The sequence below is a fragment of the Microbaculum marinum genome (genome assembly GCF_037855135.1).
GTDB classification, from domain to species: Bacteria; Pseudomonadota; Alphaproteobacteria; order Rhizobiales; family Tepidamorphaceae; genus Microbaculum; species Microbaculum marinum.
This window is the reverse complement of record NZ_JAZHOF010000008.1, coordinates 310,043-336,425: the sequence shown is the minus strand read 5'-3', so window position 1 is coordinate 336,425 and position 26,383 is coordinate 310,043. Positions and strand designations below refer to the sequence as shown.

Annotated in this window: 27 protein-coding genes and 3 tRNA genes; 12 read left to right on the top strand and 18 right to left on the bottom strand. The window is 65.7% G+C overall.

Annotation, left to right across the window (positions count from 1 at the left end; translation table 11 throughout):
* Nucleotides 1-4 precede the first annotated feature (4 nt).
* Nucleotides 5-481 (top strand): GFA family protein, encoded by a 477-nt coding sequence (locus V3328_RS20035; protein WP_340331484.1) that lies wholly within the window; start codon nt 5-7, stop codon nt 479-481.
* 33 nt (nt 482-514) lie between these two features.
* Nucleotides 515-1,372 (top strand): 3-mercaptopyruvate sulfurtransferase, encoded by an 858-nt coding sequence (gene sseA, locus V3328_RS20030; RefSeq protein ID WP_340331483.1) that lies wholly within the window; start codon nt 515-517, stop codon nt 1,370-1,372.
* Nucleotides 1,373-1,447: 75 nt separating this feature from the next.
* On the opposite strand, the gene V3328_RS20025 is transcribed toward sseA, so the two are convergent.
* The 4 genes from V3328_RS20025 to V3328_RS20010 all read right to left on the bottom strand — a co-directional run bounded on the left by V3328_RS20025 (nt 1,448) and on the right by V3328_RS20010 (nt 5,981).
* Entirely contained in the window at nt 1,448-2,248 is an 801-nt protein-coding gene (locus V3328_RS20025) for an amino acid ABC transporter ATP-binding protein (protein WP_340331482.1), read from the bottom strand.
* Between the two features lie 11 nt (nt 2,249-2,259).
* Nucleotides 2,260-3,603 (bottom strand): amino acid ABC transporter permease, encoded by a 1,344-nt coding sequence (locus V3328_RS20020; protein WP_340331481.1) that lies wholly within the window; start codon nt 3,601-3,603, stop codon nt 2,260-2,262.
* Between the two features lie 12 nt (nt 3,604-3,615).
* Nucleotides 3,616-4,803 carry an amino acid ABC transporter permease gene (locus V3328_RS20015; RefSeq protein ID WP_340331480.1) on the bottom strand — a complete coding sequence of 396 codons (1,188 nt, stop codon included), beginning with the start codon at nt 4,801-4,803 and terminating at the stop codon, nt 3,616-3,618.
* Nucleotides 4,804-4,961: 158 nt separating this feature from the next.
* Nucleotides 4,962-5,981, bottom strand: a complete 1,020-nt coding sequence (locus tag V3328_RS20010) for an amino acid ABC transporter substrate-binding protein (protein ID WP_340331479.1) — start codon at nt 5,979-5,981, stop codon at nt 4,962-4,964.
* Nucleotides 5,982-6,240: 259 nt separating this feature from the next.
* Here V3328_RS20010 and metC point away from each other — a divergent pair, with 259 nt between their 5' ends.
* Together metC and V3328_RS20000 are read left to right on the top strand one after the other, a co-directional pair.
* Complete coding sequence (gene metC / locus V3328_RS20005) at nt 6,241-7,431, top strand: cystathionine beta-lyase (protein WP_340331478.1); 1,191 nt, start codon at nt 6,241-6,243, stop codon at nt 7,429-7,431.
* Nucleotides 7,432-7,511: 80 nt separating this feature from the next.
* A complete protein-coding gene (locus V3328_RS20000; RefSeq protein ID WP_340331477.1) occupies nt 7,512-8,495 on the top strand; it encodes a DUF4424 domain-containing protein in 984 nt (327 codons plus the stop codon).
* A 21-nt stretch (nt 8,496-8,516) separates the two neighbouring features.
* Here the strand turns inward: V3328_RS20000 and V3328_RS19995 are convergent, their stop codons facing one another.
* The 7 genes from V3328_RS19995 to V3328_RS19965 all read right to left on the bottom strand — a co-directional run bounded on the left by V3328_RS19995 (nt 8,517) and on the right by V3328_RS19965 (nt 11,886).
* Entirely contained in the window at nt 8,517-8,876 is a 360-nt protein-coding gene (locus V3328_RS19995) for a type II toxin-antitoxin system HicB family antitoxin (RefSeq protein WP_340331476.1), read from the bottom strand.
* 227 nt (nt 8,877-9,103) lie between these two features.
* A tRNA-Arg gene (locus V3328_RS19990) sits at nt 9,104-9,180 on the bottom strand.
* 50 nt (nt 9,181-9,230) lie between these two features.
* A complete protein-coding gene (locus V3328_RS19985; protein ID WP_340331475.1) occupies nt 9,231-9,536 on the bottom strand; it encodes an ETC complex I subunit in 306 nt (101 codons plus the stop codon).
* A gap of 44 nt (nt 9,537-9,580) precedes the next feature.
* Nucleotides 9,581-9,657 (bottom strand) — tRNA-Pro (locus V3328_RS19980).
* Between the two features lie 218 nt (nt 9,658-9,875).
* Nucleotides 9,876-10,367 (bottom strand): DUF192 domain-containing protein, encoded by a 492-nt coding sequence (locus tag V3328_RS19975; protein ID WP_340331474.1) that lies wholly within the window; start codon nt 10,365-10,367, stop codon nt 9,876-9,878.
* An 11-nt stretch (nt 10,368-10,378) separates the two neighbouring features.
* Nucleotides 10,379-10,954, bottom strand: coding sequence for a cold-shock protein (locus V3328_RS19970; protein WP_340331473.1), 576 nt, complete (start codon nt 10,952-10,954; stop codon nt 10,379-10,381).
* A 161-nt stretch (nt 10,955-11,115) separates the two neighbouring features.
* On the bottom strand, nt 11,116-11,886 hold the full coding sequence (locus V3328_RS19965) for an SIR2 family NAD-dependent protein deacylase (protein WP_378758906.1): 771 nt from the start codon (nt 11,884-11,886) through the stop codon (nt 11,116-11,118).
* A gap of 92 nt (nt 11,887-11,978) precedes the next feature.
* Between V3328_RS19965 and gloA the strand changes: the two genes are divergently transcribed.
* Nucleotides 11,979-12,419 (top strand): lactoylglutathione lyase, encoded by a 441-nt coding sequence (gene gloA, locus V3328_RS19960; RefSeq protein WP_340331472.1) that lies wholly within the window; start codon nt 11,979-11,981, stop codon nt 12,417-12,419.
* Between the two features lie 67 nt (nt 12,420-12,486).
* Nucleotides 12,487-12,561 (top strand) — tRNA-Glu (locus V3328_RS19955).
* 168 nt (nt 12,562-12,729) lie between these two features.
* On the opposite strand, the gene V3328_RS19950 is transcribed toward V3328_RS19955, so the two are convergent.
* Complete coding sequence (locus V3328_RS19950; RefSeq protein ID WP_340331471.1) at nt 12,730-13,728, bottom strand: hypothetical protein; 999 nt, start codon at nt 13,726-13,728, stop codon at nt 12,730-12,732.
* 596 nt (nt 13,729-14,324) lie between these two features.
* On the opposite strand from V3328_RS19950, the gene V3328_RS19945 reads away from it, so the two are divergent.
* Together V3328_RS19945 and V3328_RS19940 are read left to right on the top strand one after the other, a co-directional pair.
* A complete protein-coding gene (locus V3328_RS19945) occupies nt 14,325-14,693 on the top strand; it encodes a hypothetical protein (protein ID WP_340331470.1) in 369 nt (122 codons plus the stop codon).
* Between the two features lie 85 nt (nt 14,694-14,778).
* Nucleotides 14,779-15,465 (top strand): ZIP family metal transporter, encoded by a 687-nt coding sequence (locus V3328_RS19940; protein WP_340331469.1) that lies wholly within the window; start codon nt 14,779-14,781, stop codon nt 15,463-15,465.
* A gap of 6 nt (nt 15,466-15,471) precedes the next feature.
* Here the strand turns inward: V3328_RS19940 and V3328_RS19935 are convergent, their stop codons facing one another.
* Nucleotides 15,472-16,218, bottom strand: coding sequence for a MauE/DoxX family redox-associated membrane protein (locus tag V3328_RS19935; RefSeq protein ID WP_340331468.1), 747 nt, complete (start codon nt 16,216-16,218; stop codon nt 15,472-15,474).
* 176 nt (nt 16,219-16,394) lie between these two features.
* Between V3328_RS19935 and V3328_RS19930 the strand changes: the two genes are divergently transcribed.
* On the top strand, nt 16,395-16,991 hold the full coding sequence (locus V3328_RS19930; RefSeq protein ID WP_340331467.1) for a carboxymuconolactone decarboxylase family protein: 597 nt from the start codon (nt 16,395-16,397) through the stop codon (nt 16,989-16,991).
* On the top strand, nt 16,991-17,884 hold the full coding sequence (locus V3328_RS19925) for an NAD(P)-dependent oxidoreductase (RefSeq protein ID WP_340331466.1): 894 nt from the start codon (nt 16,991-16,993) through the stop codon (nt 17,882-17,884). Before V3328_RS19930 ends, V3328_RS19925 begins: the two co-directional genes overlap by 1 nt.
* Before the next feature lie 12 nt (nt 17,885-17,896).
* Here the strand turns inward: V3328_RS19925 and V3328_RS19920 are convergent, their stop codons facing one another.
* Nucleotides 17,897-19,000 (bottom strand): isocitrate/isopropylmalate dehydrogenase family protein, encoded by a 1,104-nt coding sequence (locus V3328_RS19920; protein ID WP_340331465.1) that lies wholly within the window; start codon nt 18,998-19,000, stop codon nt 17,897-17,899.
* Nucleotides 19,001-19,311: 311 nt separating this feature from the next.
* Here V3328_RS19920 and otnK point away from each other — a divergent pair, with 311 nt between their 5' ends.
* Nucleotides 19,312-20,598, top strand: coding sequence for a 3-oxo-tetronate kinase (otnK, locus tag V3328_RS19915; RefSeq protein ID WP_340331464.1), 1,287 nt, complete (start codon nt 19,312-19,314; stop codon nt 20,596-20,598).
* Between the two features lie 77 nt (nt 20,599-20,675).
* Entirely contained in the window at nt 20,676-21,425 is a 750-nt protein-coding gene (locus V3328_RS19910) for an SDR family NAD(P)-dependent oxidoreductase (protein WP_340331463.1), read from the top strand.
* 4 nt (nt 21,426-21,429) lie between these two features.
* Here V3328_RS19910 and V3328_RS19905 read toward each other — a convergent pair whose 3' ends face one another.
* The 4 genes from V3328_RS19905 to V3328_RS19890 form a co-directional block, all read right to left on the bottom strand.
* Nucleotides 21,430-22,596 carry a mechanosensitive ion channel family protein gene (locus tag V3328_RS19905; protein WP_340331462.1) on the bottom strand — a complete coding sequence of 389 codons (1,167 nt, stop codon included), beginning with the start codon at nt 22,594-22,596 and terminating at the stop codon, nt 21,430-21,432.
* A 215-nt stretch (nt 22,597-22,811) separates the two neighbouring features.
* Nucleotides 22,812-23,714 carry an NAD(P)-dependent oxidoreductase gene (locus tag V3328_RS19900; RefSeq protein WP_340331461.1) on the bottom strand — a complete coding sequence of 301 codons (903 nt, stop codon included), beginning with the start codon at nt 23,712-23,714 and terminating at the stop codon, nt 22,812-22,814.
* Between the two features lie 51 nt (nt 23,715-23,765).
* On the bottom strand, nt 23,766-25,427 hold the full coding sequence (locus tag V3328_RS19895) for an NAD-dependent malic enzyme (RefSeq protein WP_340331460.1): 1,662 nt from the start codon (nt 25,425-25,427) through the stop codon (nt 23,766-23,768).
* A gap of 52 nt (nt 25,428-25,479) precedes the next feature.
* Nucleotides 25,480-26,370 (bottom strand): NAD(P)-dependent oxidoreductase, encoded by an 891-nt coding sequence (locus V3328_RS19890; RefSeq protein WP_340331459.1) that lies wholly within the window; start codon nt 26,368-26,370, stop codon nt 25,480-25,482.
* Between the last annotated feature and the right edge of the window lie 13 nt (nt 26,371-26,383).

Below are 26,383 nucleotides of genomic sequence, written 5' to 3'. Positions count from 1 at the left end.
ACCCATGCATCTCGAAGGATCCTGCCATTGCGGCGCAGTCCGGTTCTCGCTGGAGTCGTCCACCCCCTACCCCTACATGCGCTGCTACTGCTCGATCTGCAGGAAGACGGCCGGCGGGGGCGGCTATGCCATCAACCTGGGCGGCGACTTCAATACGCTGAAGGTCGAGGGCGCCGAGGACATCTCCGTGTTCCACGCCAGCATCGACGGCACCGAGAGCCCGGGCGAGCGCCGCTTCTGCAGCAAGTGCGGCAGCGCCCTGTGGGTCTGGGACCCGCGCTGGCCGGACCTGGTGCATCCCTTCGCCTCGGCCATCGACACCGACCTGCCGGTGCCGCCGGAGCGCGTCCACCTGATGCTCGCCTATGCACCGGACTGGTGCCAGCCGGACATCCGGGATAACGACGACCGGTTCGACGAATATCCCGAGGAATCGATTGCCGGCTGGCACGAAAAGCGTGGCCTGACGAGCGACGACTGACAATCACAAACGACGCGAGGACGAGAGAACAGAATGGCCGGCGAGCGCGAGCAGTTTCTAGTATCGACCGAATGGCTGGCCGACCATCTGGACGCGCCGGATCTCGTCGTCGTGGACGGGTCCTGGTACCTGCCGCAGATGGCGCGCGACCCCAAGGCGGAGTACCGCGAGGGCCACATCCCCGGGGCCGTGTTCTTCGACGTCGACGGCATCGCCGACACGACTTCGCCGCTGCCGCACATGCTGCCGCGGCCGGAGGCCTTCTCTTCGGCGATGCGCAAGCTCGGGATCGGCGACGGCCAGCGCATCGTCGTCTACGACGGCGCCGGCCTGCTGTCGGCGCCACGCGTCTGGTGGACGTTCCGCGTCATGGGCGTCGCGGACGTGGCGGTGCTGGACGGCGGCCTGCCGAAGTGGAAGGCCGAGGGCCGGCCGCTCGACACCGGTGCGGTCAGACGTGTGGAGCGGCACTTCAGCGCCCGGCTCGACCACGGCGCCGTGCGCGACGCCGAGGACGTGCTGCGGTCGCTCGGCAACGGCTACGAGACCGTCATCGACGTGCGTTCGCCCGGCCGCTTCGCCGGCATCGATCCGGAACCGCGCGAGGGGCTGCGGAGCGGCCACATGCCGGGCAGCCTGAACCTGCCGTGGACCCAACTGATCGACGAGGACGGCCTGCTGCGCAGCAACGACGAGCTCAGGGCCGCGTTCGACGAGATCGGAGTGTCCCGGCGCACGCCGGTCGTGGCGAGCTGCGGCTCGGGCGTTTCGGCAGCGACGCTGGTGCTGGCGCTGCAGATCCTCGGCAACCGCCAGACGGCGGTCTACGACGGCTCGTGGACCGAGTGGGGGGCACGCGAGGACCTGCCGGTCGCAACCGGACCGGAGTGACAGGCCGGGAGTGACAGGTCCGCAACAACAGGCCGGCGGGCACCCCGGAACCGGGCGCGGCCGCGACCGCCCTGCTCAGTGCAGGATCTGGCTCAGGAACAGCTTGGTGCGTTCGTGCTGCGGGTTGTTGAAGAACGACTCCGGCTCGTTCTGTTCGATGATCTGTCCGGCGTCCATGAAGATCACCCGGTTGGCGACCTGACGGGCGAAGCCCATCTCGTGGGTGACCACCAGCATGGTCATGCCGGACTGCGCCAGATCGACCATTACGTCGAGCACTTCCTTGATCATTTCCGGATCGAGGGCCGAGGTCGGCTCGTCGAACAGCATGATGCGCGGGTTCATGCACAACGACCGGGCGATCGCCACGCGCTGCTGCTGACCGCCGGAGAGCTGCCCGGGATACTTGTTCGCCTGCTCGGGAATCTTGACCCGCCGCAGGTATTCCATCGCCACCTCCTCGGCCTCCCGCTTTGGCATCTTGCGCACCCAGATCGGCGCCAGGGTGCAGTTCTCCAGGATGGTGAGGTGCGGGAACAGGTTGAAATGCTGGAACACCATGCCGACCTCGCGGCGGATCTCGTCGATCTTCTTCAGATCGTTGGTCAGTTCGATGCCGTCGACGACGATCTTGCCCTGCTGGTGTTCCTCGAGCCGGTTGATGCACCGGATCAGGGTCGACTTGCCCGACCCGGACGGGCCGCAGATGACGATACGCTCGCCCTTGTGGACGGTCAGGTTGATGTCCTTGAGGACGTGGAAATCGCCGTACCACTTGTGCACGTCGACCATCTCCACGGCGACCTCCTCGCCGATCGTCAGCTTCGACCGATCGACCTGCGGGACCGACGTCTCGGTGGTGGATGCCTCTGACATGATCGTGCTCCTTAGCGTCGATGGCCGGTGTGCAGGCGCTTTTCCATGAAGATCGAATAGCGGGACATGCTGAAGCAGAAGATCCAGTAGACCGTCGCGGCGAACAGGTAGCCCGTGGCGCTCTGCGTCGACGTCGACCAGGTCGGGTCGGTGAACGACGACTGGACCTGGCCGAGCAGGTCGAACAGGCCGATGATCAGCACCAGCGTGGTGTCCTTGAACAGGCCGATGAAGGTGTTGACGATGCCCGGGATGACCAGCTTCAGCGCCTGCGGAAGGATGATCAGGCCCATCATCTGGCCGTAGCCCAGGCCCAGCGCCTGGGCGCCTTCGTACTGGCCCTTGGGGATCGCCTGCAGACCGCCCCGAACCACCTCGGCCATGTAGGCGGCGGCAAACAGCGCCACGCCGATCAGCGCGCGCAGCAGCTTGTCGAAGGTGACGCCTTCGGGCAGGAACAGCGGCAGCATCACGCTCGACATGAACAGCACGGTGATCAGCGGCACGCCGCGCCAGAACTCGATGAAGATGATCGACACCAGCCGGACCACCGGCAGCTTCGACCGGCGCCCGAGGGCGAAGGCGATGCCGAGCGGCAGCGAGGCGACGATACCGGTGACGGCGATCACCAGGGTGACGAGCAGGCCGCCCCACTGCTCCGTCTCGACGTCCTCGAGGCCGAAGTCGATGGTGACGATGGCGAGCACGACGGCGAGCGCGACCATGATCGAGCCGACCACGGCCAGCGCCGGCCGGGGGTCGTTCGCCCCTGCCCTGGCGAACCCGTAGGCGGCCGCCAGCAGGACCAGGGTCAGGACCAGATACTCGATCCAGAAGCCGCCGGTCGAGCGGGTGAACGCCAGCCCGTTCAGGTCGAAATCGCCGCCGGTCAGCAGGATGAACGAGACGACCGGGAAGATCGCCAGCATGTAGATGATGTTTTCGCGCTTGAACGGCGCCCGCGGCATCAGCAGCGGCACCAGGCCGACGGCGAACAGGACGAAGACGATGTCGACCCGCCAGCGCTCGTCGATCGGATAGCGGCCGTAGATGAACTGCTGGAAATAGGCTCGCACATAGGCCCAGCAGGCGCCGTCGACGCCGGCGCAGGCCTCGCGGTTCTCGCCCGTCCAGACCGCGTTGATGAACGCGAACTCGATGATCGGCGGGACGATCAGCCAGACCAGATAGAGGCCGAACAGGGTGAGGATGGTGTTGGCCCAGCTGGAGAACAGGTTCTTGCGGGTCCAGCCGATGACACCGACCTCCGAAATCGGAGGCGGCGCGTCGGCGGCCAGTTCGCGCCGGACATAGGCATATTCGGGAGAATGCTCGGTGGCGTGCGTGGACGTCATGGCGCTCTCCCCCTACCGCTCGACCAGCGCCATGCGGTGGTTGTACCAGTTCATGAACGCAGACGTGAGCAGGCTCAGCGACAGGTATACCACCATCCAGATGCCGATGATCTCGATGGCCTGGCCGGTCTGGTTGAGGATCGTGCCGCCCACGGACACGAGGTCGGGATAGGCGATGGCGACGGCCAGCGACGAGTTCTTGGTCAGGTTCAGGTACTGGCTCGTCAGCGGCGGGATGATCACCCGCATGGCCTGCGGCACGACCACCAGGCGCAGCGTATGGCCCTGGCGCAGGCCGAGCGCGTGCGCCGCCTCGGTCTGGCCGTGGCTCACCGCCAGGATGCCGGCGCGCACGATCTCGGCGATGAAGGATGCCGTGTAGATCGTCAGCGCCAGCAGGAGCGCCATGAACTCCGGGGTGACCTTGATGCCGCCCTGGAAGTTGAACCCCTTGAGCACCGGATAATCGAGACCGAGCGGGAAACCGGTGGCGAGCAGCGCCACCAGCGGCAGGCCGACGATGAGGCCGACCGACGCCCAGAAGACCGGGAACTGCTGGCCCGTCGCCTCCTGCCGCTTGCGGGCCCAGTGGCTGACCGCGAAGATGCCGAGCAGCGCGACCAGGAACGCGATCACGGCAATGTTGGAGCCGGATTCAAACAAGAGCCGCGGCGCGAAGATGCCGCGGTTGTTCAGGAAGACGCTCTCGCCGATCTGCACCGAGTCGCGCGGATTCGGGACGGCGCGCAGGACCGCGAAGTACCAGAAGAAGATCTGCAGCAGCAGCGGGATGTTGCGGATGATCTCGATATAGACGTAGGCGATCCGCGATATCACCCAGTTCGGCGACAGCCGCGCGATGCCGATGATGAATCCGAGGATCGTGGCGAGGATGATCCCGATGAAGGCGATCAGCAGGGTGTTGAGGAAGCCGACGATCAGCGCCCTGCCGTAGCTCGATTGCTCGGCATAGTCGATCAGCGACTGAATGATGCCGAAGCCGGCGGTCGTGTCGAGAAACGCGAAGCCGGAGGCGATGTTCTGGCGCTCGAGGTTGGCGATCGTGTTCGAGACGATCTCGTAGCCCAGGAAGATCACGAAGGCGATCAGCAGCAGCTGAAAGAAGATCCCGCGGATCCTGGGGTCGTAGAACATCGATGCCCGGCCGGAGTCCTCCGGCACACTGTCATGTACGGCCATAGTCCCCCTCCGCTGACGCTCCAAGCGGCCGAATGAGCGCCCCAAACCGCAATTCGCGTACCCGTGTCCGGACGGCCAGCATGTCGCTGTGCGTTCGTCGATCCGGTCCCGGATACGAAAGCCCCCGGCCGTCGGGACGGCCGGGGGCGGAGATCAGATCAGCGGACCGGCGGCGCGTACAGGATGCCACCCTTGGTCCAGAGCGCGTTCAGTCCGCGCGCGATGCCAAGCGGCGTATCCGGGCCGACGTTGCGGTCGAAGACTTCACCGTAGTTGCCGACGGCGGCGACGGCGTTCGCCGCCCAGTCGTTGGTCAGGCCGATACCCTCGCCGAAGGCGCCTTCGGTGCCGAGCAGACGCTTGATCTCGGGATTGTCGGAGTTCTTCATCTCACCGACATTGGCCTGGGTCACGCCGAGTTCCTCGGCGTTGATCAGCGCGAACAGCACCCACTTGGCGATGTTGAACCACTCGTCGTCGCCCTGACGGACGACCGGGCCGAGCGGCTCCTTGGAGATGATCTCCGGCAGCACCATGTGCTCGTCGGGGTTGGTCAGCTTGAGGCGCTGGGCATAGAGGCCCGAGGCGTCGGTCGTGTAGACGTCGCAGCGGCCGGCATCGTAGGCGGCGACGACTTCGTCGGCCTTCTCGAAGGCGACGATCTCGTAGTCCATGTTGTTGGCGCGGAAGTAGTCGGCGACGTTGAGCTCGGTGGTCGTGCCGGTGTTGGTGCACACCGAGGCGCCCGACAGTTCGAGCGCCGAGGAGATGCCAAGCGACTTGCGGACCATGAAGCCCTGGCCGTCGTAATAGTCGACGCCGGCGAAGTTCAGGCCGAGCGCCGTATCGCGGCTCATCGTCCAGGTGGTGTTGCGCGACAGGATGTCGACCTCGCCGGACTGCAGCGCGGTGAAGCGTTCCTTGGCCGACAGCGGCGTGAACTTCACCGCGTTCGGGTCGTTGAACACGGCCGCCGCCACGGCGCGGCAGTAGTCGACGTCCAGGCCGGTCCAGTTGCCCTGGTCGTCAGGATTCGAGAAGCCCGGAAGCCCCTGGCTCACGCCGCACTGGACGAAGCCCTTCCCCTTCACGTCTTCCAGCGTCGTGGCCGAGGCCGCTCCCACGGCGACGAACCCGAGCGCTACGCCGGCGACAACCGGCACCAATTTGTTCTTCATAACGCAGCCTTCTCTGTTACCCGTTGGATTGTGTGAGGTTTACGTGTAGAGCGGTCCCGATCGTCGCCGGATTCCATCTCTCAACTCCCCCACTGGTATGCGCCCCAATCCGGACCGGCAGATCGCATCGCACAAGCGCCGGGGAACCGGGAGATACTCGGCGCATCACAGGCGATTATGACCGTTTGGTCAAGGCTATTCGGCCGGCTCCATCGAATGGACCGGGGAATTATCGGCAGAAACGCAGACGACGGGCAAAATGGCATCGAAAGACAAAACGACGTCTCATCGCATCGATACGGATATTGTCACTGTAGGGCGCGAACCGGGCGAGTATTTCGGTTTCGTCAATCCACCCGTCTATCGCGGATCGACTGTCCTTTATCCCGATCTCGCCGCTTTCGAGCAGCGCAAGGCCCGTTACCCGTACGGCCGAACCGGCAGTCCGACGACCGATTCACTGGAAGCGGCGATGACGCACCTCGAGGGCGGCGCGGGCACCGTGCTGACCTCTTCCGGCCTGGCGGCAATCGCGATCGCCCTCCAGTCGCAGGTCAAGAGCGGCGACCACGTGCTCGTCACGGATTCCTGCTACGCGCCGACGCGCAGGTTCTGCGCCAACATGCTGACGCGCTTCGGCGTGGAGACCGAATACTATGACCCACGGATCGGCGGCGCGATATCGGACCTGATCCGCGACAATACGGCCGTCGTCTTCCTGGAATCGCCCGGCTCCCAGACGTTCGAGGTGCAGGACATCCCGGCGATCGCCGATGCGGCGCGCGACCGCGGCGTGGTGACGATGATCGACAACACCTGGGCGACTCCACTCTTCCTCAAGGCGCTGGACCTGGGCGTCGATATCTCGATCCACGCGGCGACGAAATATGTGGGCGGCCATTCGGACGTCATGCTTGGCACGGTGACCGCCAATAGCCGGACCTGGCCGTCGGTGAAGGAGACCTGGGGTTTCCTCGGCGAATGCGCAGGACCCGACGTCGTATGGCTGGGCCAGCGGGGCATCCGGACGCTGTCGGCGCGGCTCAAGCACCAGATGGCGGCGGGCATAGACGTCGCCCGGTGGCTCGAGCAGCGCCCGGAAATCGCTGCCGTCCTGCACCCCGCGCTGGAAAGCCATCCCGACCACGCCCTGTGGAAGCGCGACTTCTCCGGCGCGTCGTCGCTGTTCTCGATCGTCCTGAAGCCCGGCCCGAAGGAGGCGCTTGCCGCGTTCGTCGACGGCCTCGACCTGTTCGGCATCGGCGCCTCCTGGGGCGGCTACGAAAGCCTCGCACTGCCGTTCGACCCGCGCGCCTACCGCACCGCGACCACCTGGGAGGCGGACGGACCGGCGGTCAGGCTGCATATCGGCCTCGAGGACACCGCCGACCTGATCGCCGACCTGGAGGCCGGGCTCGAACGGTGGCGCAACGCCGGCGGATCGGCGTAGCCGGGGAAACGCGCTGCAGCCCACTGCACGCGCGGCAACTTTCGCGATACGCTGCCCACGTCCAATACGGGAGGCATGGCGTGAAACAGGCAGCTTCGCATGCGATAGCGGTTGCGGTTCTGGCCGGCAGCATCACGGGTTCCGCAGTGGCCAACGATTCCTCGGCCGTGCTCGGGGCCGGCAGCATCACGCTGGTTCCCAATTTCGACATCGTCATCGACCGGGAAGACCTCTACCTGTCACCGGACGAGGTCGGCGTCCGCTACGTGATCCGCAACACGACGGAAGAGCCGATCCGGCTGCTGGTGGCGTTTCCGCTGCCCGATATCGACATGCAGGAACTCTTCGAGGTCCCCATCGACCTGCCGTCCGCAGACAGCGACAACTTCGTGAACTTCGAGGTGGCGGTGAACGGCACGCCAGTGGAACCGTCGGTGGAGCGGCGGGCGTACAGCCAGGGCATCGACAGGACGGAACTGCTGGCCGGCCACGGCATCCCGCTCAACCCCTATTCCGACGAAGCCTACGAAATCCTCGGGTCGCTCGACGCCGAGACACGCGCCGAGTTCGAGCGGCTGGGCATCGGGCACGCCTTCGAGCCGCACGATCCCCTGATGCCGTTCTGGACGCTGACGACGGTGTTCTACTGGGAGCAGGAGTTTGCGCCCCTTTCCGAAACGATCGTCGAGCACCGCTACCGTCCCGTGGTCGGCACGTCCTTCTTCGGCACCTACATACTCGATCAGGAGGATATCGAAGGCAGGCTCGAGGAGTACTGCATCGACGATTCGACCCAGGCCGGCATCCGTAAGCGGCTCGCCGAAACCGGCGCCGACTACTTGCTCGAACACCGGCTCGACTACATCCTGACCACAGCCCGCAACTGGCAGGGACCGATCGGCACGTTCCGGATGATCGTCGACAAGAAGGATCCGGCCTGGCTGGTCAGCCTGTGCCTGGACGGCCTGAAGAAGACCGGCCCGACGCAGTTCGAATACGAGGCGACGGACTACGTGCCGCAGAAGGACCTGAGCATCCTGTTCCTGGCGCCGCCGCCCCAGTAGCCTTTCGGAACACGGCAGCGCTCAGGCGCTCCGCCGCACCTCTCCGTAGAAGCCGACTTTGTCTCCCGCGACCGAGGCGGATACCGTCACGGCCTCGTCTGCTTCGGGCTCGATGACCCGCAGAACGGCACCGACCATCTGGGCGGCGAGAGCCGGATCGTCGTTGGCCGCCAGAAGCATGTCGCCCGGTTCCCGGGCCGCCGGAGCCGACCTGCCGGACAGCGCGATCTCGGCAAGGTGCGCCGACAGCGCCGTCCGCCCGTTGACCAGCGCATCGTCCATGGAGCGACCGGACGCCCGGCACCCTGGAAGATCCGGAAAGGTGACCAGCCACTCGATGCTGTCAGCCGGATACCGTATCAACGCGATGTAGCCATTCATTCACAACCTCCCCGTGTTCGACCTGACCGACCCGAATCCCGGCCGGGGTACCGGCTGGGGCCGCATCCGGGCGGTCGGAGGGACTATCGCGCAGGCGCATGGCGGCATGATGTCGGCGCAAAGGCGTTCCGATGTCGCTTGCCTGATTTCGAAGATAGGCCCGCTGCCCCGCCCGGCAAGATCGAAGTGGCCCCGACGGAACCCTTCCGGCATGAAATCTGAAGTAATGGCGACCCCGGCAGGACTCGAACCTGCGACATGCAGCTTAGAAGGCTGCCGCTCTATCCAGCTGAGCTACGGGGCCGGAGGGCGGGCGCGAAAATGCAAACGATTCCGAGCCGCCGGGACGTCCGGCTAGTGGGTCCACTGACCCAGCCGGTTGTACCGGAAGTTGTCCGCATAGGCGAGCGTGCGGCGCTTCGGCTCGTGCGGCTCGAACACGGTGTAGGGGATGCCGTTGCGTTCGGCATACTCGATCGCGGCTTCCTTGCTCGGAAAATTCAGCCGAAGCTGCTGCTTCATGTCCGCCGAGCTGGTGTATCCCATCAACGGCTCGAGACTGCGGGGCACTTCCTGCTCGAATTCCAGCCGCCATTCGTGCGTCTTCGCCGTGCCGGACTGCATGGCCGTTTTCGCAGGTTTGAAGATTCGCGCTGGCATGTCCCGATGCTCCGAAATCGTCGGCCCGTTGCGGCCACTTCAATTGGTCGGGGCAGCAAGATTCGAACTTGCGACCCCCGGCTCCCAAAGCCGGTGCTCTACCAGACTGAGCTATACCCCGAATTCCCTAGCAAGTACCGCGTATCTAGCGGGTCGGGCGGGCCGCCGCAAGCAATAGGCAACCACGACGACGCGTTTGCGGACGTGGACCTCACATCGTGCTGCGCGGACGCGACGATGGCCAGGACGAGCCCGCAGCCGTGGCGCCGTCGGTCGGCCACCCGGCCCGGCCGCCATGGCCGCCGCCCCGGCGGCAATCTTAGTGTTGGCCTGCCGCTGCTACCCGTCGTTGCCGAACATCCGGTGGCGGACGGTGTCGCCCCGCTTCAGGCCGATCTCGGCGGCCTTGCCGGCGTTCAGCTCGAGGACCGCGCGCACGGGACCTTTCGACGAGATGATCTCGGTCGAGAACGGCGTCGTGTCGCGGGCGATCCGGTGAACGGTGCCGTCGGCGGTGATGAAGATCATGTCGAGCGGGATGTAGGTATTCTGCATCCACATCGTCGCCTCGTCGTCGACGCCGAAGTCGAACAGCATGCCGGCGTCGTCGGCCATCGACTGGCGGTACATCAGGCCCCGCCCGCGCTCGGACGGCGTCACCGCCAGCTCCACATCGAAGGCGTGCGAACCGCTGTCGGTCTCCACGACGAGAGGTTCGGTCTCCGCCGCCCGGGCGCCCGCACCGAGCGTCGCCACCATCGCGAGCGACAGCACCCAGACCAGCGCGGCGCGCCGGCAGGCGTTCAGAGCGGCGCCGAGCGATGCGGACATTCCGGGGCGGGTCAGTGCGAGGCCGGTCCGCCGCCGCCGCCGTCGGGCCGGATCTCGGCGGCCATCAGCCCCTTCGGTCCCGGACCGAAGCGAACCATCAGCGTCTGGCCGGGCCGCAGTTCCGCGAAGCCAAAGCGGCGCAGCGTTTCCATGTGCACGAAGATGTCCGGCGTGCCCTCGCCGCGCGTCAGAAAACCGTAGCCGCGGACACGGTTGAACCATTTTACCTCGACCCGCTCGAAATCGCTGCCGGCATCGACCGTGACATGCGTTCGTGGCGCCATCTGGGCCGGATGGATCGCCGTCGATTCGTCCATGCTGACGACCCGGAAGGCCTGCATGCCCTTGGGCCTGCTCAACGCCTCGCAGACGATGCGGGCGCCCTCGTAGGCCATCTGGTAGCCGTCCCGGCGCAGGCAGGTGACGTGAAGCAGCACGTCCGGCAGGCCGTTGTCGGGCACGATGAATCCGTATCCCTTGCCCGCATCGAACCACTTGATGGTGCCGACGATCTCGACGACGTCGACGGACTGCTCTTCCCCGTAGCCGGCGTCCGCCCCGATGTCCGGCGCGCCCTTAGCCCCCATGTTCAGACTCCAACGTCCGCACGCGACGTCCCCCGATACGCTGTTGTCGACGGCGCTGCCGTCCCCCCGATTCGCAATCCAGATTATCATTGCACCAACGACGCGGAAGGCCAAATCCTGACCCGTTTCAGTGGCGCAATTCCACTGGACCGTGTGGATACCTATCCGTTCAATGCGATCATCGGACCGAGCACGGTGCCGATTTCGTCGCTGACGACCAGATCGGCATGGCAATCGAGATCCGTCGGGTCGCGGTTGACGATGACGAGGCCGGCGCCGTTGCGCTTGGCCATCAGCGGAAAGCCGGCGGCCGGGTAGACGACCAGCGACGTGCCGATCGCGATGAACAGGTCGCAGTCGAGCGTCGCGGCCTCGGCGCGCAGCATCTCCTCCTCCGGCATCGCCTGGCCGAAGGAGATCGTCGCCGTCTTGACGATGCCGCCGCAGGACCGGCAGTCGGGCGCGGCGCCGGTCTCCTCGAAGGCTGCGCGGATGTCGTCGATCTCGTGGCGCAGTCCGCAGGCCAGGCACCGGGCGTAGCTGGCGTTGCCGTGCAGCTCGATGATGCGATCGGCGGGTATGCCGGAGGCCTGGTGCAGGTTGTCGATGTTCTGGGTAATGACGTGGCGCACCTTGCCGATGCGCACGAGGTGGGCCACCGCCTTGTGCCCGTCGTTGGGCCGCGCCGCGCGGAAGGTCGGCTCCATGGCGAACTTGCGCCGCCACGCCTCCGCGCGCATTTCCGCGGACGAGACGTAGTCCTGGAAGTCGATCGGCATCGCCTTGGTCCACATCCCGCCCGGGCTGCGGAAATCCGGGATGCCGCTTTCCGTCGAGATGCCGGCGCCGGTGAAGACGACGATCCGCTCGGCCTCGCGGACCATGCGCAGCAGCCGCCCGGCCGGCGGCTCGAGATCCTCCATCAGTCCCATGTCTCCTCGCCGCTGGATCGGCGGGGCCTTGGCCCGGCGGTCGATGCGGCCTAGTTTGCCAGCCTTGGCTTGCGCGCGCAAAGGAGAGGCCGGTGAAATATCTGCACACCATGGTTCGCGTCAGCGACGTCGACGCGTCGCTGAAATTCTACTGCGACCTCCTCGGCATGAAGGAGGTGCGCCGGATCGACGACGAGAAGGGCCGCTTCACGCTGATCTTCCTGGCCGCGCCGGAGGATCTCGGCCGGGCCGAATCGGAGCGCGCGCCGCTCCTGGAGCTGACCTACAACTGGGATCCCGAGGAGTATGGCGAAGGCCGCAATTTCGGCCACCTCGCCTTCGTCGTCGACGACATCTACGCAACCTGCGAGAGGCTGCAGACGGCCGGCGTCACGATCAACCGGCCGCCGCGCGACGGGCACATGGCGTTCGTGCGCTCGCCCGACAACATCTCGATCGAACTGCTGCAGAAGGGCGGTTCCCTGCCGGCCGCGGAGCCGTGGGCCTCGATGGCCAATACCGGCAAGTGGTGAAATCCCCGGCGACCGCATCGGCGGTGTTGCGGGCAAGGCAAAACCCTTTTATATCCGTGCCGGCGCTGCTCCCTTCGTCTATCGGTTAGGACGCCAGATTTTCAATCTGGAAAGAGGGGTTCGACTCCCCTAGGGAGCGCCATACCGAAAATATCACGCAGACCGCCGCCGCTCCCTGTTCGCATTCCGGCCTGTTGGGGCCGGCTGCGGTATCGACGTCGTCCTCCCCAGTGCGCCCCGAGACCTGCCGCATCGCGCGCATCAGCCAGCGTCAGCGCGCTGGAGGCCGCGCGCATCTGGCGCCGCGAGGTCATTGCCTCGTCGATGGGCTACTGACGGCGGCATCCGGATCCGGATGGCGGGACAGGTACCGCCCTATTTGTCTCGCGAACCAGGGGGCCAGCGTCCGGGCGCCGTCCTGATCGAGGTGATTGGCGTTGGCGTACAGGTACTCGGACCTAAACGTGTCCTGAAGGCTTGCGGGCCACTTCAGGATATCCGCACCGACGATGGCTCTGAATCGTTTGCGCCTGGCCCTGCCAATCTGCTGTTCGTGATAGGCCGTCAGACCGATGAAAACCACTTTCGAGCCGTGTCTGTCCGCGAGATCCACGACTTCCTTGGCGGCTTCAAGATGGTTTTCGCCCCCTTCGCTCAGGAGCCTGGAATAAGGGTCGCGTGGCTCTTTTCCTCTTTGCTTCTTCACAAAACCGGCGAATGCCGGCTCCTGATGTCGCGGCCCGGTTGCGTCGTACAGGCCTTCAATGCTTTGGTCTTCGGAGCAACCGAGCCAGGGTTCGCTCAAGCCCCTTTCCAGGGACCCCATACGCGTCTCGATGCCCTTTTTCAGGTTCCGCGCGAGCCCGTGATCTCCGATCCGCGACACGTATTCGACATATTGCACGAACGGCATGACGCGGCCGACTTTCTGTAGCGCATCCCAGCTTTTTCCCGAGCGAAGGTGAGCCAGTTCGGCGATGATGAGCTTGACGCGGCGGCGCTCCAGCAACTCCTCCAGCAGCGTTCCCATTACAACTTCCGATGGGCCGATCTTTGCGTAGTCCACGAGGGAAAGATCAGCTCCGGTCTGCTGCCGATAGGCTTTCGCGATGCTGGGGCCATCGACCGCGCGCGCCATCCGCGACGTCCCGACGAATACGACATCGATATCGCCGTGGGCACAAAAGACCGGCGCCGCCAGTTTCCTGAAATCGGCCGCGTATCGGAGATATGTGGTTTCGGGCAGGATCACGGTGGCGGCAAGGAAGGTCGACACGACCAGCGCGGCCCACACGGAGTGGCGCTTCATTGTGTGAGCCAATTCAACGACATCGAGAAAACTGTCGGCGCTTGTTCCTCAACCTACAGATACAAACCTGGGCCCATTCGTTGCATCAGCGACGCCGACACGCAATCGCGGATCCCGGATACCGATCGTCCTCCGACAAAACAACCGTATCCCGTGCCGGTATCGATCTTGTGGGAGAGCAACGGGGCACAGCGGCGGATGATGGATTCGGCCGCGGAGCCCTCCGCGCCGGTGGACGCAGGGGTCGGTCCGGCGACAGGCGATCGCCCAACAACGACATAACAGAACCGGAGGAAGGAGACGCCTTGCGGGGAGAGCTTCCTTTAGGTCAGGAGGGCTGCCGTAGCCGCCAAAGTAAATTCATGAATAGAAGGTTAATTACCCTTACCGAGAGCTTAGTCTATTCAACGTCTGGTCGATTCGCTCGCATCTGAGACTTGATTCGATTTTCCACCCCCTCCCTTCGCAGTCGACAAATAATACCGCAATTCAAAGGATCCCGGAGCCGCATATTTATTGGGTGGCGAGTTCGAGCGGATGGACCCTCCCATGGTCTCCTGCTAACCTGAGAACATAATATTAATTGGGGGAAACAGATGACGGAGTTGAGCCGTCGTTTATCGATCGCCTGGATCGTCGTCTCCGGGGCGGCGACCCTTTTGGTGATCTCCTACGTCTACGGGAAGATGCTCGGATTTGTCGGGCCTGACCACTGGATGGTGACGACAGCCGCGCCGGCATGTGCCACTCCCACCGACTACAAGATGGCGATGACCGCCTATCAGACCCGGGACTGGATGGCGCTGCTGCGCGTGTCGGGCTGCAAGGTCATCGGCAGTGGTTCGCGAATCGAAATGGTCGACGTGGGCACATTCGGCCCGAGCAAGGTGCGTCTGGTCGGCTACAGCGACCGGCCGCTGGAACTCTATGTGATGCACGAAGCGCTGGTGGACAGCCCCCGCTGATCCGACATTGGCGGGTCCGAACGCATCGGCAGCGGGATCGCCTGCGACTCGCGCTTCGTGACCGAAGCGGACCGGTATCGTCGCCATGTGGCTATTCGCGTTCATCCCCGTCATCGCCGCGACGGCCGGAGCCGCGTGGACCGTGTTCAGCAGGCCGGGGCCGTCGACCGTCGGGGCGATCCAGCATTTCGCCGCGGGCGTCGTCTTCTATGCCGCGGCGGGAGAGTTGTTGCCTGAAGCGGTCGAGCAGGGGGCGATCTGGCCGGTCGTCCTCGGGGGCGGCGCCGGCATCGTCGTGATGCTTCTGCTCCGGCGGGTCGGCGACCGGTTCGAGGACAGCCAGGTCGGCCTCCTTTCCGTCTCCACGCTGGATTCCTTCATCGACGGACTGGTGCTCGGGCTCGCCTTCGCCATCGGCCAGTCCCAGGGACTGCTGCTGGCCATCGCGCTCGGCATCGAGTTCCTGTTCCTGGGACTTGCGATCGCCGGATCGTTCGCCAAGACGGCAGGCAGCCGGACCGTCATCGCCATGACATTCGGGGTGGCGCTTGCCGTCCCGGTCGGTGTGCTGGCGGCCCTGCCGGCATCGGCCCTGCCCGGCTCCTGGCAAGCGGCCGCGTTCGCCTTCGGCCTGGTGGCCCTGCTGTACCTGGTCACCGAGGAACTGCTGGTGGAGGCGCACGAAAAGCCCGAAACGAACTGGGGCACCGCGATGTTCTTCGTCGGGTTCCTGTGCCTGACGATAATCGACGAGTTGCTGATCGGAGGCTAGAGCGGCTCAGAGGACCTGCCTGGCGATCATCCACAGGCCCATCGCGACCATCATCAGATTCTCCGTCAGCGACACGAAGCCCAGCGGCACGTTGCTTTGACCGCCGACGCAGGCGCACTTCAGATCACGCCTGTCGAGATAGACCGCCTTGAAGACGGACACGGCGCCGAACGTGCCGATGAACAAGGCTATCGGGGCAGCGATCCAAACCAGGGCACCCGCAATCATCAGAATACCTGCAATCGCCTCGCCGAAGGGATAGACGTAGGCATATCGGACGAACCGTTGCGCCAGCAGGTCGTAGCCCAGGAACATGTTGGAGAAGCTTTCGAGGTCGCGCAGCTTCAGGACCGCGAGAATGCACATGCTGATCGCGACGAACCATTCGACCGTACGACCCATCAACAGCGATCCGAATGCCGCCCAGCTCGTGGCCAGCGCCATCAGCGCGGCGGTGGCGAACACGGCGATCACGGGCCGGTAGGATACCTCACCGTCCTGGCGCACCGGTTTGCCGAGGTAGGCGCGCACGTCATCCAGCCCCCCTACCCGCTGCCCCTCGATGAATACCTGCGGAGTGGTATCGACCCCGTGCTCGTCCATGAAACGGTCGGTTTCGGCGCGCGAACGAAGCTTGTGGTCCTCTACCTCGTAGCCTTCCCGATCGAGAAGATCGCGCGCCTTCAGCCCGAACGGGCATATGTGCTCGTCGGTCACCATGCGATGAAGCGAAGCTGTCTTGCCTTGGGCCATTGCCAGTCACTGCCTCCGAAACTGCCGGATTGCTCCCTGCGCCAACGCATCGGCGTGCGGATTGTTCAGCACAGCGTCGCTTCCGATCGCGGTCGCCCCCGATCCGGCCGAAATCGGTTGATCCCCCCAACCGTCTGCCTTTATGTCGACTCCACAACAAGATCGAGGGGAGGATGATGGCCAGAGCATCCAGAACGACGAAGACGAAGGCGGCCGCGGCCAAGCGGCCTGCCAAGAAGACGCCGGCAGGCAAGGCCAAGGCCAAGGCCAAGTCCGGTGCCAAATCGACTGCGCCAAAGGCCGCCCCTCGAGCCAAGACGACCGCGAAAGCGACGGGGAAGCCTCCTGCGACGAGATCGGCCGCGAAGAAGACGCGCGCGCAGACGTATGTAGAGGCCGACCCGGTGTTTGCGGCGGGCCTGGAGTTGCGTCACGCCATGTGGGGCCCGGGCGGCGGCGAGGACCAGATAAACGCCGCTTCCGACTTCCTGTTGCCGCTCCAGGAAATCGTGACGAAATACTGCTTCGGCGAGACCTGGACCCGTGAGGCGCTGTCGCGGCGCGACCGCAGCCTGGTGACCCTGGGCATCCTGGTGTCCCAGGCACGACCGCACGAACTGAAGGTCCATGTCCGCGGTGCCCTGGCCAACGGGGTGACGAAGGAGGAGATCGGCGAGGTGCTGCGTCACGCCATGGTCTATTGCGGCATACCACGCGGCGTCGAGGCCTACCGCTCGGCGGCCGAAGTGCTCAATGAACTCGGGCTCGACTGATGGGCGCGAACGTCGGGTTCATCGGCATCGGCAACATGGGCCGCCCGATGGCCGCCAACCTCGTCAGGGCCGGGCATAGCGTAACCGTCTACGATCTCGATCCCGGCCAGGCCTCGACGTTCGCGGCGGAACACGGCGCACGCGCCGCGACCGGCCTGAGCGACCTCGCCGACTGCCGGTTCGTCGTGACCATGCTGCCGACGGGCAAGGAAGTCCGCCAGGTACTGCTGGAAGCCGACGGCGGGGGCGCGGCCGCGCATCTGGAGCCGGGCTCGATCGCGATCGACATGAGTTCGGCGGAGCCGGTGGGCACGCGGGAGATCGGCGCCGACCTGGCGAAGCGCGGCATACGATTTGTCGACGCACCGGTCTCCGGCGGCGTCACGCGCGCGGCGGACGCGACGCTGACGATCATGATCGGAGGCGATGCCGACGCCGTCTCCGACGCCAAACCGGTGCTTTCGGCGATGGGCGGCCGGCTGTTCGAGGTGGGCACGCTGGGATGCGGTCACGCCATGAAGGCGCTCAATAACTATCTCGCCGCGACCTCTTTCGCGGCGACCTGCGAAGCGGTGCTGATCGGCGAGCGCTTCGGCCTCGATCCGGACGTCATGGCGGACATCTTCAACGTGTCCACCGGCAAGACGTTCTGTTCGGAGAACCTGCTGAAGCACGAAATCCTGAGCGGGCGCTTCGGCTCGGGCTTCGCCGCCGGACTGCTGGCCAAGGACGTGAAAATCGCGTCGGATCTCGGCGAGGAAATCGGCGTCGACGCGCCGGTGAGCCGGCTCGTCCGGGATCGCTGGGCGGACGCGCGCGACGGCCTCGGCGGAGGCGCGGACCACACCCGCGCGGCGGCCTACTGGGCCTCGAGAGCCGGCAAGGGCGACTGAGGCTACGGCGGCTCAGGCCGCCGCGACCGTCCGCAACCGGGACGTGACGGCCTCCGTCACCTCGCGGACGCCGGACTGTCCGCCGATCTCCCAGGTCCTGAGCCCGCCGGCGAAGGCCTCGTCGACCGCTGCCCGGATCAGCGCCGCGGCCTCCTCCGCGCGCGGCTCGTCATGCCGTTCGGCGAGCCATTCCAGCATCATCGCGCCGGACAGGAACATGGCCGTCGGGTTGGCCTTGCCCTGCCCCGCGATATCCGGCGCGGTGCCGTGGCAAGGCTGGAACACCGCGTGATCGTCCCCGATATCGGCCGAGGGGGCAAAGCCCATGCCCCCGATCAGGCTCGCGCCGAGGTCGGAGAGGATGTCGCCGAACATGTTCTCCGTGACGATCACGTCGAAACGCCACGGTCGCCCGACGAATTCCAGCGTCGAGGCATCGACATAGATGCGGTCGACGGTGAGATCGGCATTCTCGGCGGCGCGCTCGTCGAAGACCTTCCGGAAGAACGCGAACGAGGCGAAGACGTTGGCCTTGTCGACGCAGGTGACGTGACCGCGGCCGCCCCTGGCCTTCCGAGTGCGGGCGATATGCATCGCCGCGTCGACCACCCGCTCGGTCCCCTTTCGCGTGATCAGGAGACGGTCCTCCGCCTCCCTGTCGTCCCTGACGACGCCATTGCGATGCGACACGAACAGGCCTTCGGTGGATTCGCGGACGATGACGAAGTCCAACCGCGATCCGAGCGGATCGGCGAGCGGCGCCGGCACGCCGGGGATCGACCGGACGGGACGGATGCCCGCATACAGGTCGAGGATCGCGCGCAGCTCGATCTGCGGCGCAATCTCGGTGCCGTCAGGGTAGCGGATCTCCGGCAGGCCCGCCGCCGCCAGCAAGATCGCGTCGGCCGCCCGGGCCGCCGCCACGGAGCTGTCGGGCAGCGCCGTCCCGAGTTCCACGTAGGCTCCGGCACCGGCCGGCAGGTGCTCGTAGCCGAGCTTGAGCCCGCCGACGCGCTCCAGGGCGCGATCGATCACGGCGATGCACGGCCCGGTTATCTCGAGCCCGATCCCGTCTCCCGGGAATACGGCAATCCTGAATTCGCGCGTCGTCGTCATCTCTGGCGGGGCTTTCCTTGATTGGACAAATGGCCTTCACAGGCGCGGCAATGTCGTCTTTGCAGACGTTCGGCAACGGAGTCGGCTTGACGTCGTGGCAACCGGGTATCCAAGGTCACTGGTTGCCTCGCCCGCCAAAAAGGCTCGGACGGCTCCATTGGCGCCCGTGACCTCCCGGCTGCAGGTCGCCGTCGAGCAAGGGCATGGTACTCCGAGTCACACCCCGTCCGGACGCACAACGTATACATCATGCAGACAAAAACAAACCTCTCTCATCGCCTGACCGGAAACCGCGCGGTGGAGCGTGAGGTATGCTGATCGGCGCGGTCGCAGACGATCTGACCGGCGCGACCGATCTGGCGCTGATGCTGACGTCCGGCGGCATGCGGACGATCCAGGTCATGGGCATTCCGGAAGATCCGGCGGTGCTGACCGAGTACGATGCCGTGGTGGTGGCCCTGAAGTCCCGGACCATTCCGGCGACGGAGGCCGTGGAGGGCTCGCTGGCGAGTGCCCGCGCGCTGCGGCAGGCCGGCTCCAGGCAGTTGATCTTCAAGTACTGTTCGACGTTCGATTCCACCGACGAAGGGAATATCGGACCGGTCGCCGCCGCCCTGGCGGGCCTGACGGGGACCGACCTGACCATTGCGTGCCCGGCCTTCCCGACGAACGGCCGCACGATCTACATGGGCAACCTGTTCGTCGGCGAGCTGCCGCTCGCCGAAAGCCCGATGCGCGACCACCCGCTTACGCCGATGCGCGATTCCAATCTGGTTCGCGTGCTCCAGCGCCAGACGCAGATGAAGGTCGGACTGGTTCCCTTCCACGTCGTCGCCCGGGGACCGGACGCGATCCGATCGGCCTTCGACGACGCACGGGACCGCGGCGACGGCATACTGATCGTCGACGCGATCACCGACGAGAACCTGCGCGACATCGGGGCCGCGGTCTCCGACTTCGAGCTGATCACCGGCGGCTCGGGCATTGCGCTGGGCCTTGCCGCCAACTTTGCCGCCACGGGAGATTTCACTCCAGCGGAGCCCCCCGACCGCATGACGGCGCTGCCCGGGCGGGCCGCCATACTGGCGGGAAGCTGTTCGCAGGCGACCCGCGGCCAGGTGAAAGCCGCCGTCGACGGCGGGATCCCGGCCTACCAGATCGATCCGCGGGCGCTGGCCGACGGTTCGCAATCGGCGGACGGGGTGGTGGAATGGGCCATCGCCCAGCCTGCCGCCGATCCGGTGCTCATCTATTCCAGCGACGACCCCGACGCCGTCGCGGCGGCACAGGCGGCGCTCGGGCGCGAAGCCGCCGGCCAGGCCGTCGAACGGGCGCTCGCCGAAATCGCGCGCGGACTGGTCGCAACCGGCTTCAAGCGAATGATCGTCGCCGGCGGCGAGACGTCCGGCGCCGTCGTCGGCGCCCTTGGCGTAACGGTGCTGGAGATCGGGCCGCAGATCGATCCGGGCGTGCCCTGGACCCGCGCGGTCGGCGCGTCTAACGAGGCCGCCGACGGCATGGTGCTCGCCCTGAAATCGGGAAATTTCGGGTCGAACGACTTCTTCAACAAGGCGTGGAATATCCTGACGGAAAGCTGATAATGCACCTCAATAAGTCAACCTAAAATCAAGACATAAAAGCCAAAACGTCCGTTGATATCGGCATGGGGAGTCAAATGACGAACAGGATTGATCTCGACGGAAAGGTCGCCGTTGTCACCGGCGGCAGGCAAGGCATCGGCCGCGCGATCACGGAGCGCTTCGTGGCCTCCGGCGCAAGAGTGGTGATCTGGGACCGCGAAGGTATCGAGGCTGCCAAGACGGCCGCCGAAATCGGCCCCGAGGTCTGCGCCAGGGACGTGGAAATCACCGACCTGAGCATGGTGGAGGAAGCCCGGGACGATGTGCTGGCCAACTTCGGGCGCATCGACATTCTCGTCAACAATGCCGGGATTGCGGGTCCCAACGCGGTACTGCACGAGTATCCCGTCGAGGACTGGAACCGCATCATGGACGTCAACCTGAACGGCACATTCCATTGCTGCCGGGCGGTGGTCCCCTCGATGATCGAGCAGAACTACGGGCGCATCGTCAACATCGCCTCGGTCGCCGGCAAGGAGGGCAACCCGAAGGCATCGGCCTACTCCGCGTCGAAAGCCGCCGTGATCGCGCTGACCAAGTCGCTCGGCAAGGAGCTTGCCGACTACGACATATCGGTCAACTGCCTGACGCCGGCTGCGGCCAAGACGCCGATCTTCGACCAGATGTCGGAAGAACACATCGGCTACATGCTGTCCAGGATCCCGCGGCAGCGGTTCGTGCTCGTCGAGGAGGTCGCGAGCCTGGCGGCCTTCGCCGCGTCGGCGGAGTGCTCGTTCACGACCGGAGCCGTGTTCGACATCTCCGGCGGCCGGGCGACGTACTGAAGGGTCAGGCGCGCGAGCCGGCCCCGGCCGCCGTGCCCCTGTCGGCGGGGCGGCCCGGGCCGCCGCCGACCGGACCCGCTCCCGCTTCCTGCAGGTCGGGGATCTCCGCGCGGTAGCGCGGCAGCGAGTCCGGATACTCTTCCTGCAGGAAGGCGACAAGCTTCTCGCGCACCTCGCACCGCAGATCCCACGTGGAGGGAGAATTGCGCGCACTGACGAGGGCGCGGAGCTGGATCGTGCGCTCCGTCGCGTCGGTGACCTGCAGGTTCACCACCTTGCCGTCCCAGAGCCTGGATTCGCGAACGATCTCGTTCAGCTTCTCGCGGATCCTGCCGACCGGTGCGCGGTAGTCGACGTTCAGCATGACGGTCCCGATGATGTGCGCGGTCTCCCGCGTCCAGTTCTGGAACGGCTTCTCCATGAAATAGGACAGCGGAACGATCAATCGCCGCCAGTCCCAGATACGGATCACCACGTAGGTGCCGGTGATTTCCTCGATCCATCCCCACTCCCCCTCGACAACGACGGCGTCGTCGATGCGGATAGGCTGGGTCACCGCGAGCTGGATGCCGGCGATCAGGTTGGCGAGCACCGGCCGCGCCGCGAGGCCCAGCACGATGCCGGCGGCACCGGCCGAAGCAAGAAGGCTGACGCCGTATTCGCGCACCGACGAGAACGTCATCAGCACGGCCGCAAGGGTGACGATGAACAGCAGCACGTCTCCCGCCCGCCTGAGCACCCGGATCTGGGTGATATGCTTGCGGGCGAGGAGGTTGTCCTCGACGTCTATCCTGAAGCGCCTGAGATAGATCCCCGCGGATACCTCCATCGCTCGGTTGACGATCCACGCCATCAGCAGGATGAACGCGATCAGCAGTCCGTGCGAGATGCGGGCGGAAGCGGCCTGGGACAGGTTGGACGGTCCCAGGGCGATCGACACGAAGACGATCACCAGCGCCAGCCGGGTCGGGCCGTAGGTGCGATCTATGATGCGCCGCGCGAATTCGTTCCCGGGCTTGAACATGCCGCGCAGCAAACGCAACGCGACCCTGTGCAGCGCCAGCGCCAGCAGGGCGGCGGCGGCCAGGACCGCCAGCCCGCCGACCCAGTCCGGCGCCCAGGCGAACGCGGCGCGGACGTTGCTGTAGAAATAGGTATCCAGTTGCTCCACTCCGCCAGCCTAGCCGGCTTGCTGCGCTGCAGCAAATCCTGGTCGGCCATGGGAGGGAAACGACGTGGGCGGCGCCCGGTTCGAACAGGCGCCGCCGAAAATCCTTCGGGGTCAGACCCGCGCGAGGAAATCCGCAACCCGGCCCGGACCGCGGATCCTGCAGTCGGAGACTCAGCTCTCGGGTAGCCGGGCGGGGTCCCCTTCAATCATCCTGCTCAGCCTTTTCCCTTCATCCCATTCGCTTCAGCGATGATATCGGCAAGGAAGGGCACGTAGTCATCGCCGCGCCCGATACCCTCGGCGTAGGCGAACGCATTCTTCGCGGCAGAGCCGATGTGGTTGGCGATCCCGGCTTCGTTGGCCATTGCAGCCAGGTAACGCAGGTCCTTGTGAGCGTTGCGGAGCGTGAACTTGTGCGCCTCCCGATTGCCGCTCAACGTGTACTCCATGAAGGTCTGATAGAAGCCGCAGTCCATCCGGCTGCCGCTCAGGACGCTGTCGAACGTCTCCGGCGTGATCCCGACCTTCCGGGCAACCGCCAGGGCCTCGGCGTAGAGCGCCCCGTATCCGAGCGAAACGAAGTTGTTGAGCAGTTTCATCTTGTGACCGTCGCCGACCGGACCGAGATGCACCGATCTCGCCGCCCATGCCCGGATGACCGGTTCGATACGGGCGTAGACCTCCGGCGCCGCGCCGACCATCGCCGACAGTTCGCCCGTTTCGGCCTGCGCAGGCGTGCCACCGAGAGGCGCGTCCGCCATCGCGCCGCCCTTCGCCTCCAGTTCGGCGGCCAGCGCCACCGTCGAATCCGGCACCGCGGTCGACGTGTCGACAACGACCAGTCCTTCATGCGCGCCGGCGAGGATGCCGTCGGACCGGCGCATCAGGTCCTCGACCTGCGGCGTGCCGGTGACGCAAATGAAGATGATGTCGGACTTCTCGGCGAGTTCCCGGGGGCTCTTCGCCTCGCTGGCTCCGCGCTTGAGCAGATCCTCGACCGGCTCGCGGTTGCGATGCCCCATGATCGTCAGCGGCCAGCCCTTCTCGACGATGTTCTTGGCCATGCCGTGGCCCATGTAGCCGACGCCGATGAAGCCGATACGGTCCTTGTCCGTCATAAGTTCGCTCCCTTGATGGTATGGTCAAAGCCCGGATGGATCGCCGGGCCGTCAGTCGTATTCAGGCGTCCACATCGTCTCGTCGACGCGCCGCTCGAGTTCCTCGCGGGTGGTCGGATCCGCAACGCCGTCATCCTGGGCCTGACGGGCGACGGCCAGCGCGATATGCCGGGACACCTCGCGAATATCCTTTAGGGCGGGCAACAGCGAGTCGTTCACGTCCTTGAGTGCCGGCGACTTGTCGCGCAGCGCTTCCGCGGCGCTCATGAACATGTTGTCGGTCACGCGACGGGCACCCGACGCCAGAATCGCCGTTCCCATCGCCGGAAAGATGTAGCTGTTGTTGCACTGCGCGATCACGTGGGTCTTGCCGCCAAAGACAACGGGGTCGAACGGACTGCCGGTGGCGATCACCGCCTTTCCGTCCGTCCAGTTCAGCAGATCCGTCGGCGTCGCTTCCGCTCGCGAGGTGGGATTGGAGAGCGGGAAGAAGATCGGCCGGTCGGCGTTGCGGGCCATCTCGCGAACCACCTCTTCGGTGAATGCGCCGGCCTGTCCCGTCACCCCGACGAGGACCGTCGGTCGGGCGTTCCGGACGACGTCGGCCAGCCCGATCGGTTTCGTCAGGTCGCAATCCCAGCCGGCGAGATTCTTCAGGCTCTGCGCGTGCGGCCTGTGCACCTCGTCGAGATCGGTTCGGCCGTCATGCAGGAGGCCGTCGATATCGAGGACGTAGAAACGCGCGTGCGCATCCGCCTCGCCGAGACCGTGGCGAACCATGGTCGCGACCAGCTGGTCGGTTATGCCGATGCCGGCCGAGCCGGCGCCCAGCATGACGATGCGCTGGTCCTCGAGCTTTCCGCCGGCCGCGGCGATAGCAGCAAGAATCGTTCCCGTCGTCACCGCGGCCGTGCCCTGGATATCGTCGTTGAAGGTGCACAGGCTGTTGCGGTACTTCGCAAGGATGCGCTCGGCGTCGACCGAGGCGAAGTCCTCCCACTGCAACAGGACATCCGGAAAGCGCTTCTTCACCGCCGTCACGAAGGCATCGATAAACGCGTCGTATTCCTCGCCCTTGATGCGCTCGTGCCGCCATCCGATGTAACGCGGATCCTCCAGGCGCTCCTTGTTGTTGGTGCCCAGATCCAGAAGAACCGGCAGCGTCTGGGTTGGGTGAATTCCCCCGCACAGCGAATACAGCGACAACTTGCCGATCGGTATGCCCATGCCGCCGGCGCCCTGATCGCCGAGGCCGAGAATCCGCTCGCCGTCCGTGACGACGATCACGTCGATGTCGCGCTCGACCTCAGCCAGGATGTCGTCGAGGATGTCGCGGTGCGGATAGGCGAGGAAGATCCCGCGCGGCCGGCGATAGATGTGGCTGAATTCCTGACAGGCCTGTCCCACCACCGGCGTGTAGACGATCGGCATCATCTCCTCGACGTGGTCGAGCAGCAGCCGGTAGAACAGCGTCTCGTTCTCGTCCTGCAACTGGCGCAGAAAGATGTGCTTCTCCAGCAGGCTGTCCTTGACGCTGAATGCGTCGTAGGCGCGCTCGGCCTGTTCCTCGAGGGTGTCGATATGCGGGGGCAGCAGGCCGAGCAGGCCCCATTTCCGGCGCTCCGCCTCGGTGAACGCCGTATCCTTGTTGAGCAGCGGATCCTCGATGCGATCGATGCCGCGCTTTTCGTGTAGGGCAGTACGGTCGGGCATGGTTCTGGCCTTCGATATGCGTGCGGAGCGGCGTCGGGCACAATTTGCGCCGTCAGCCTCGCGGCACCTTTATCCCGCTAAGGTTTTCATAGGCCTTAAGAACCTGGGAGTCGTCCTCCTTGCCGTGACCGAGTCCGGAAGCCCCGAGGAACATCTGGTGCGCGGCCGCGGCCATCGGCAATGCCACCCTCAGGTCGTGGCCGGCGTCCAGGACGATGTCCAGGTCCTTGACGAAGATATCCACCGCGCTCGTCACGGGCGGTTCGGCCTGCAGCATCCGCGGGCCGCGGTTGCCGAGCATCCAGCTGCCCGCAGCGCCCGCCATCAGAACGTCCTGAGCCAGTGCGGCGTCGAGCCCGGCCCGCGCCGCAAGGCTCACGGCCTCGGCGGCGACGGCGATATGGGCACCGCACATCAACTGGTTGACCGTCTTCATCATCGAGCCGAGACCCGGCTCGGATCCCATTCGCCAGACGGCCTTGCCGAGGACTTCGAGAACCGGCATCGCCCTGTCGAAGGCCTCGTCGGGTCCAGACGCCATGATCGACAGGGCGCCCTGCTCCGCCCCGACGACCCCGCCGGACACCGGAGCGTCGAGCAGCAGAACGCCCTGCTCCTCAAGCCGCGAGGCGAGCGCCCTGGCGCGCGCGGCCGGCTGCGTGCAGGAGGCGATCACCACCGCGCCCGCATCCAGCGCGGGCGCCGCACCGTCGGCCGCGTAGAGCACGGCCTCCGCCTGATCGGCGTTGACGACCATGAGAACGAGGATGTCGGCGCCGCGCGCGGCCGCAGCCGGGCTCGCCGCCGATCTGCCGCCCGCCTCGGCGAGCGCGCGGACCGGCTCGGCCCGTACGTCGCAGCCGGCGACCTGATGCCCGGCGGCGACCAGATTCTTCGCCATCGGCAACCCCATCGCGCCGAGGCCGACAAATCCGATATTCATTGATTGGCTTCCC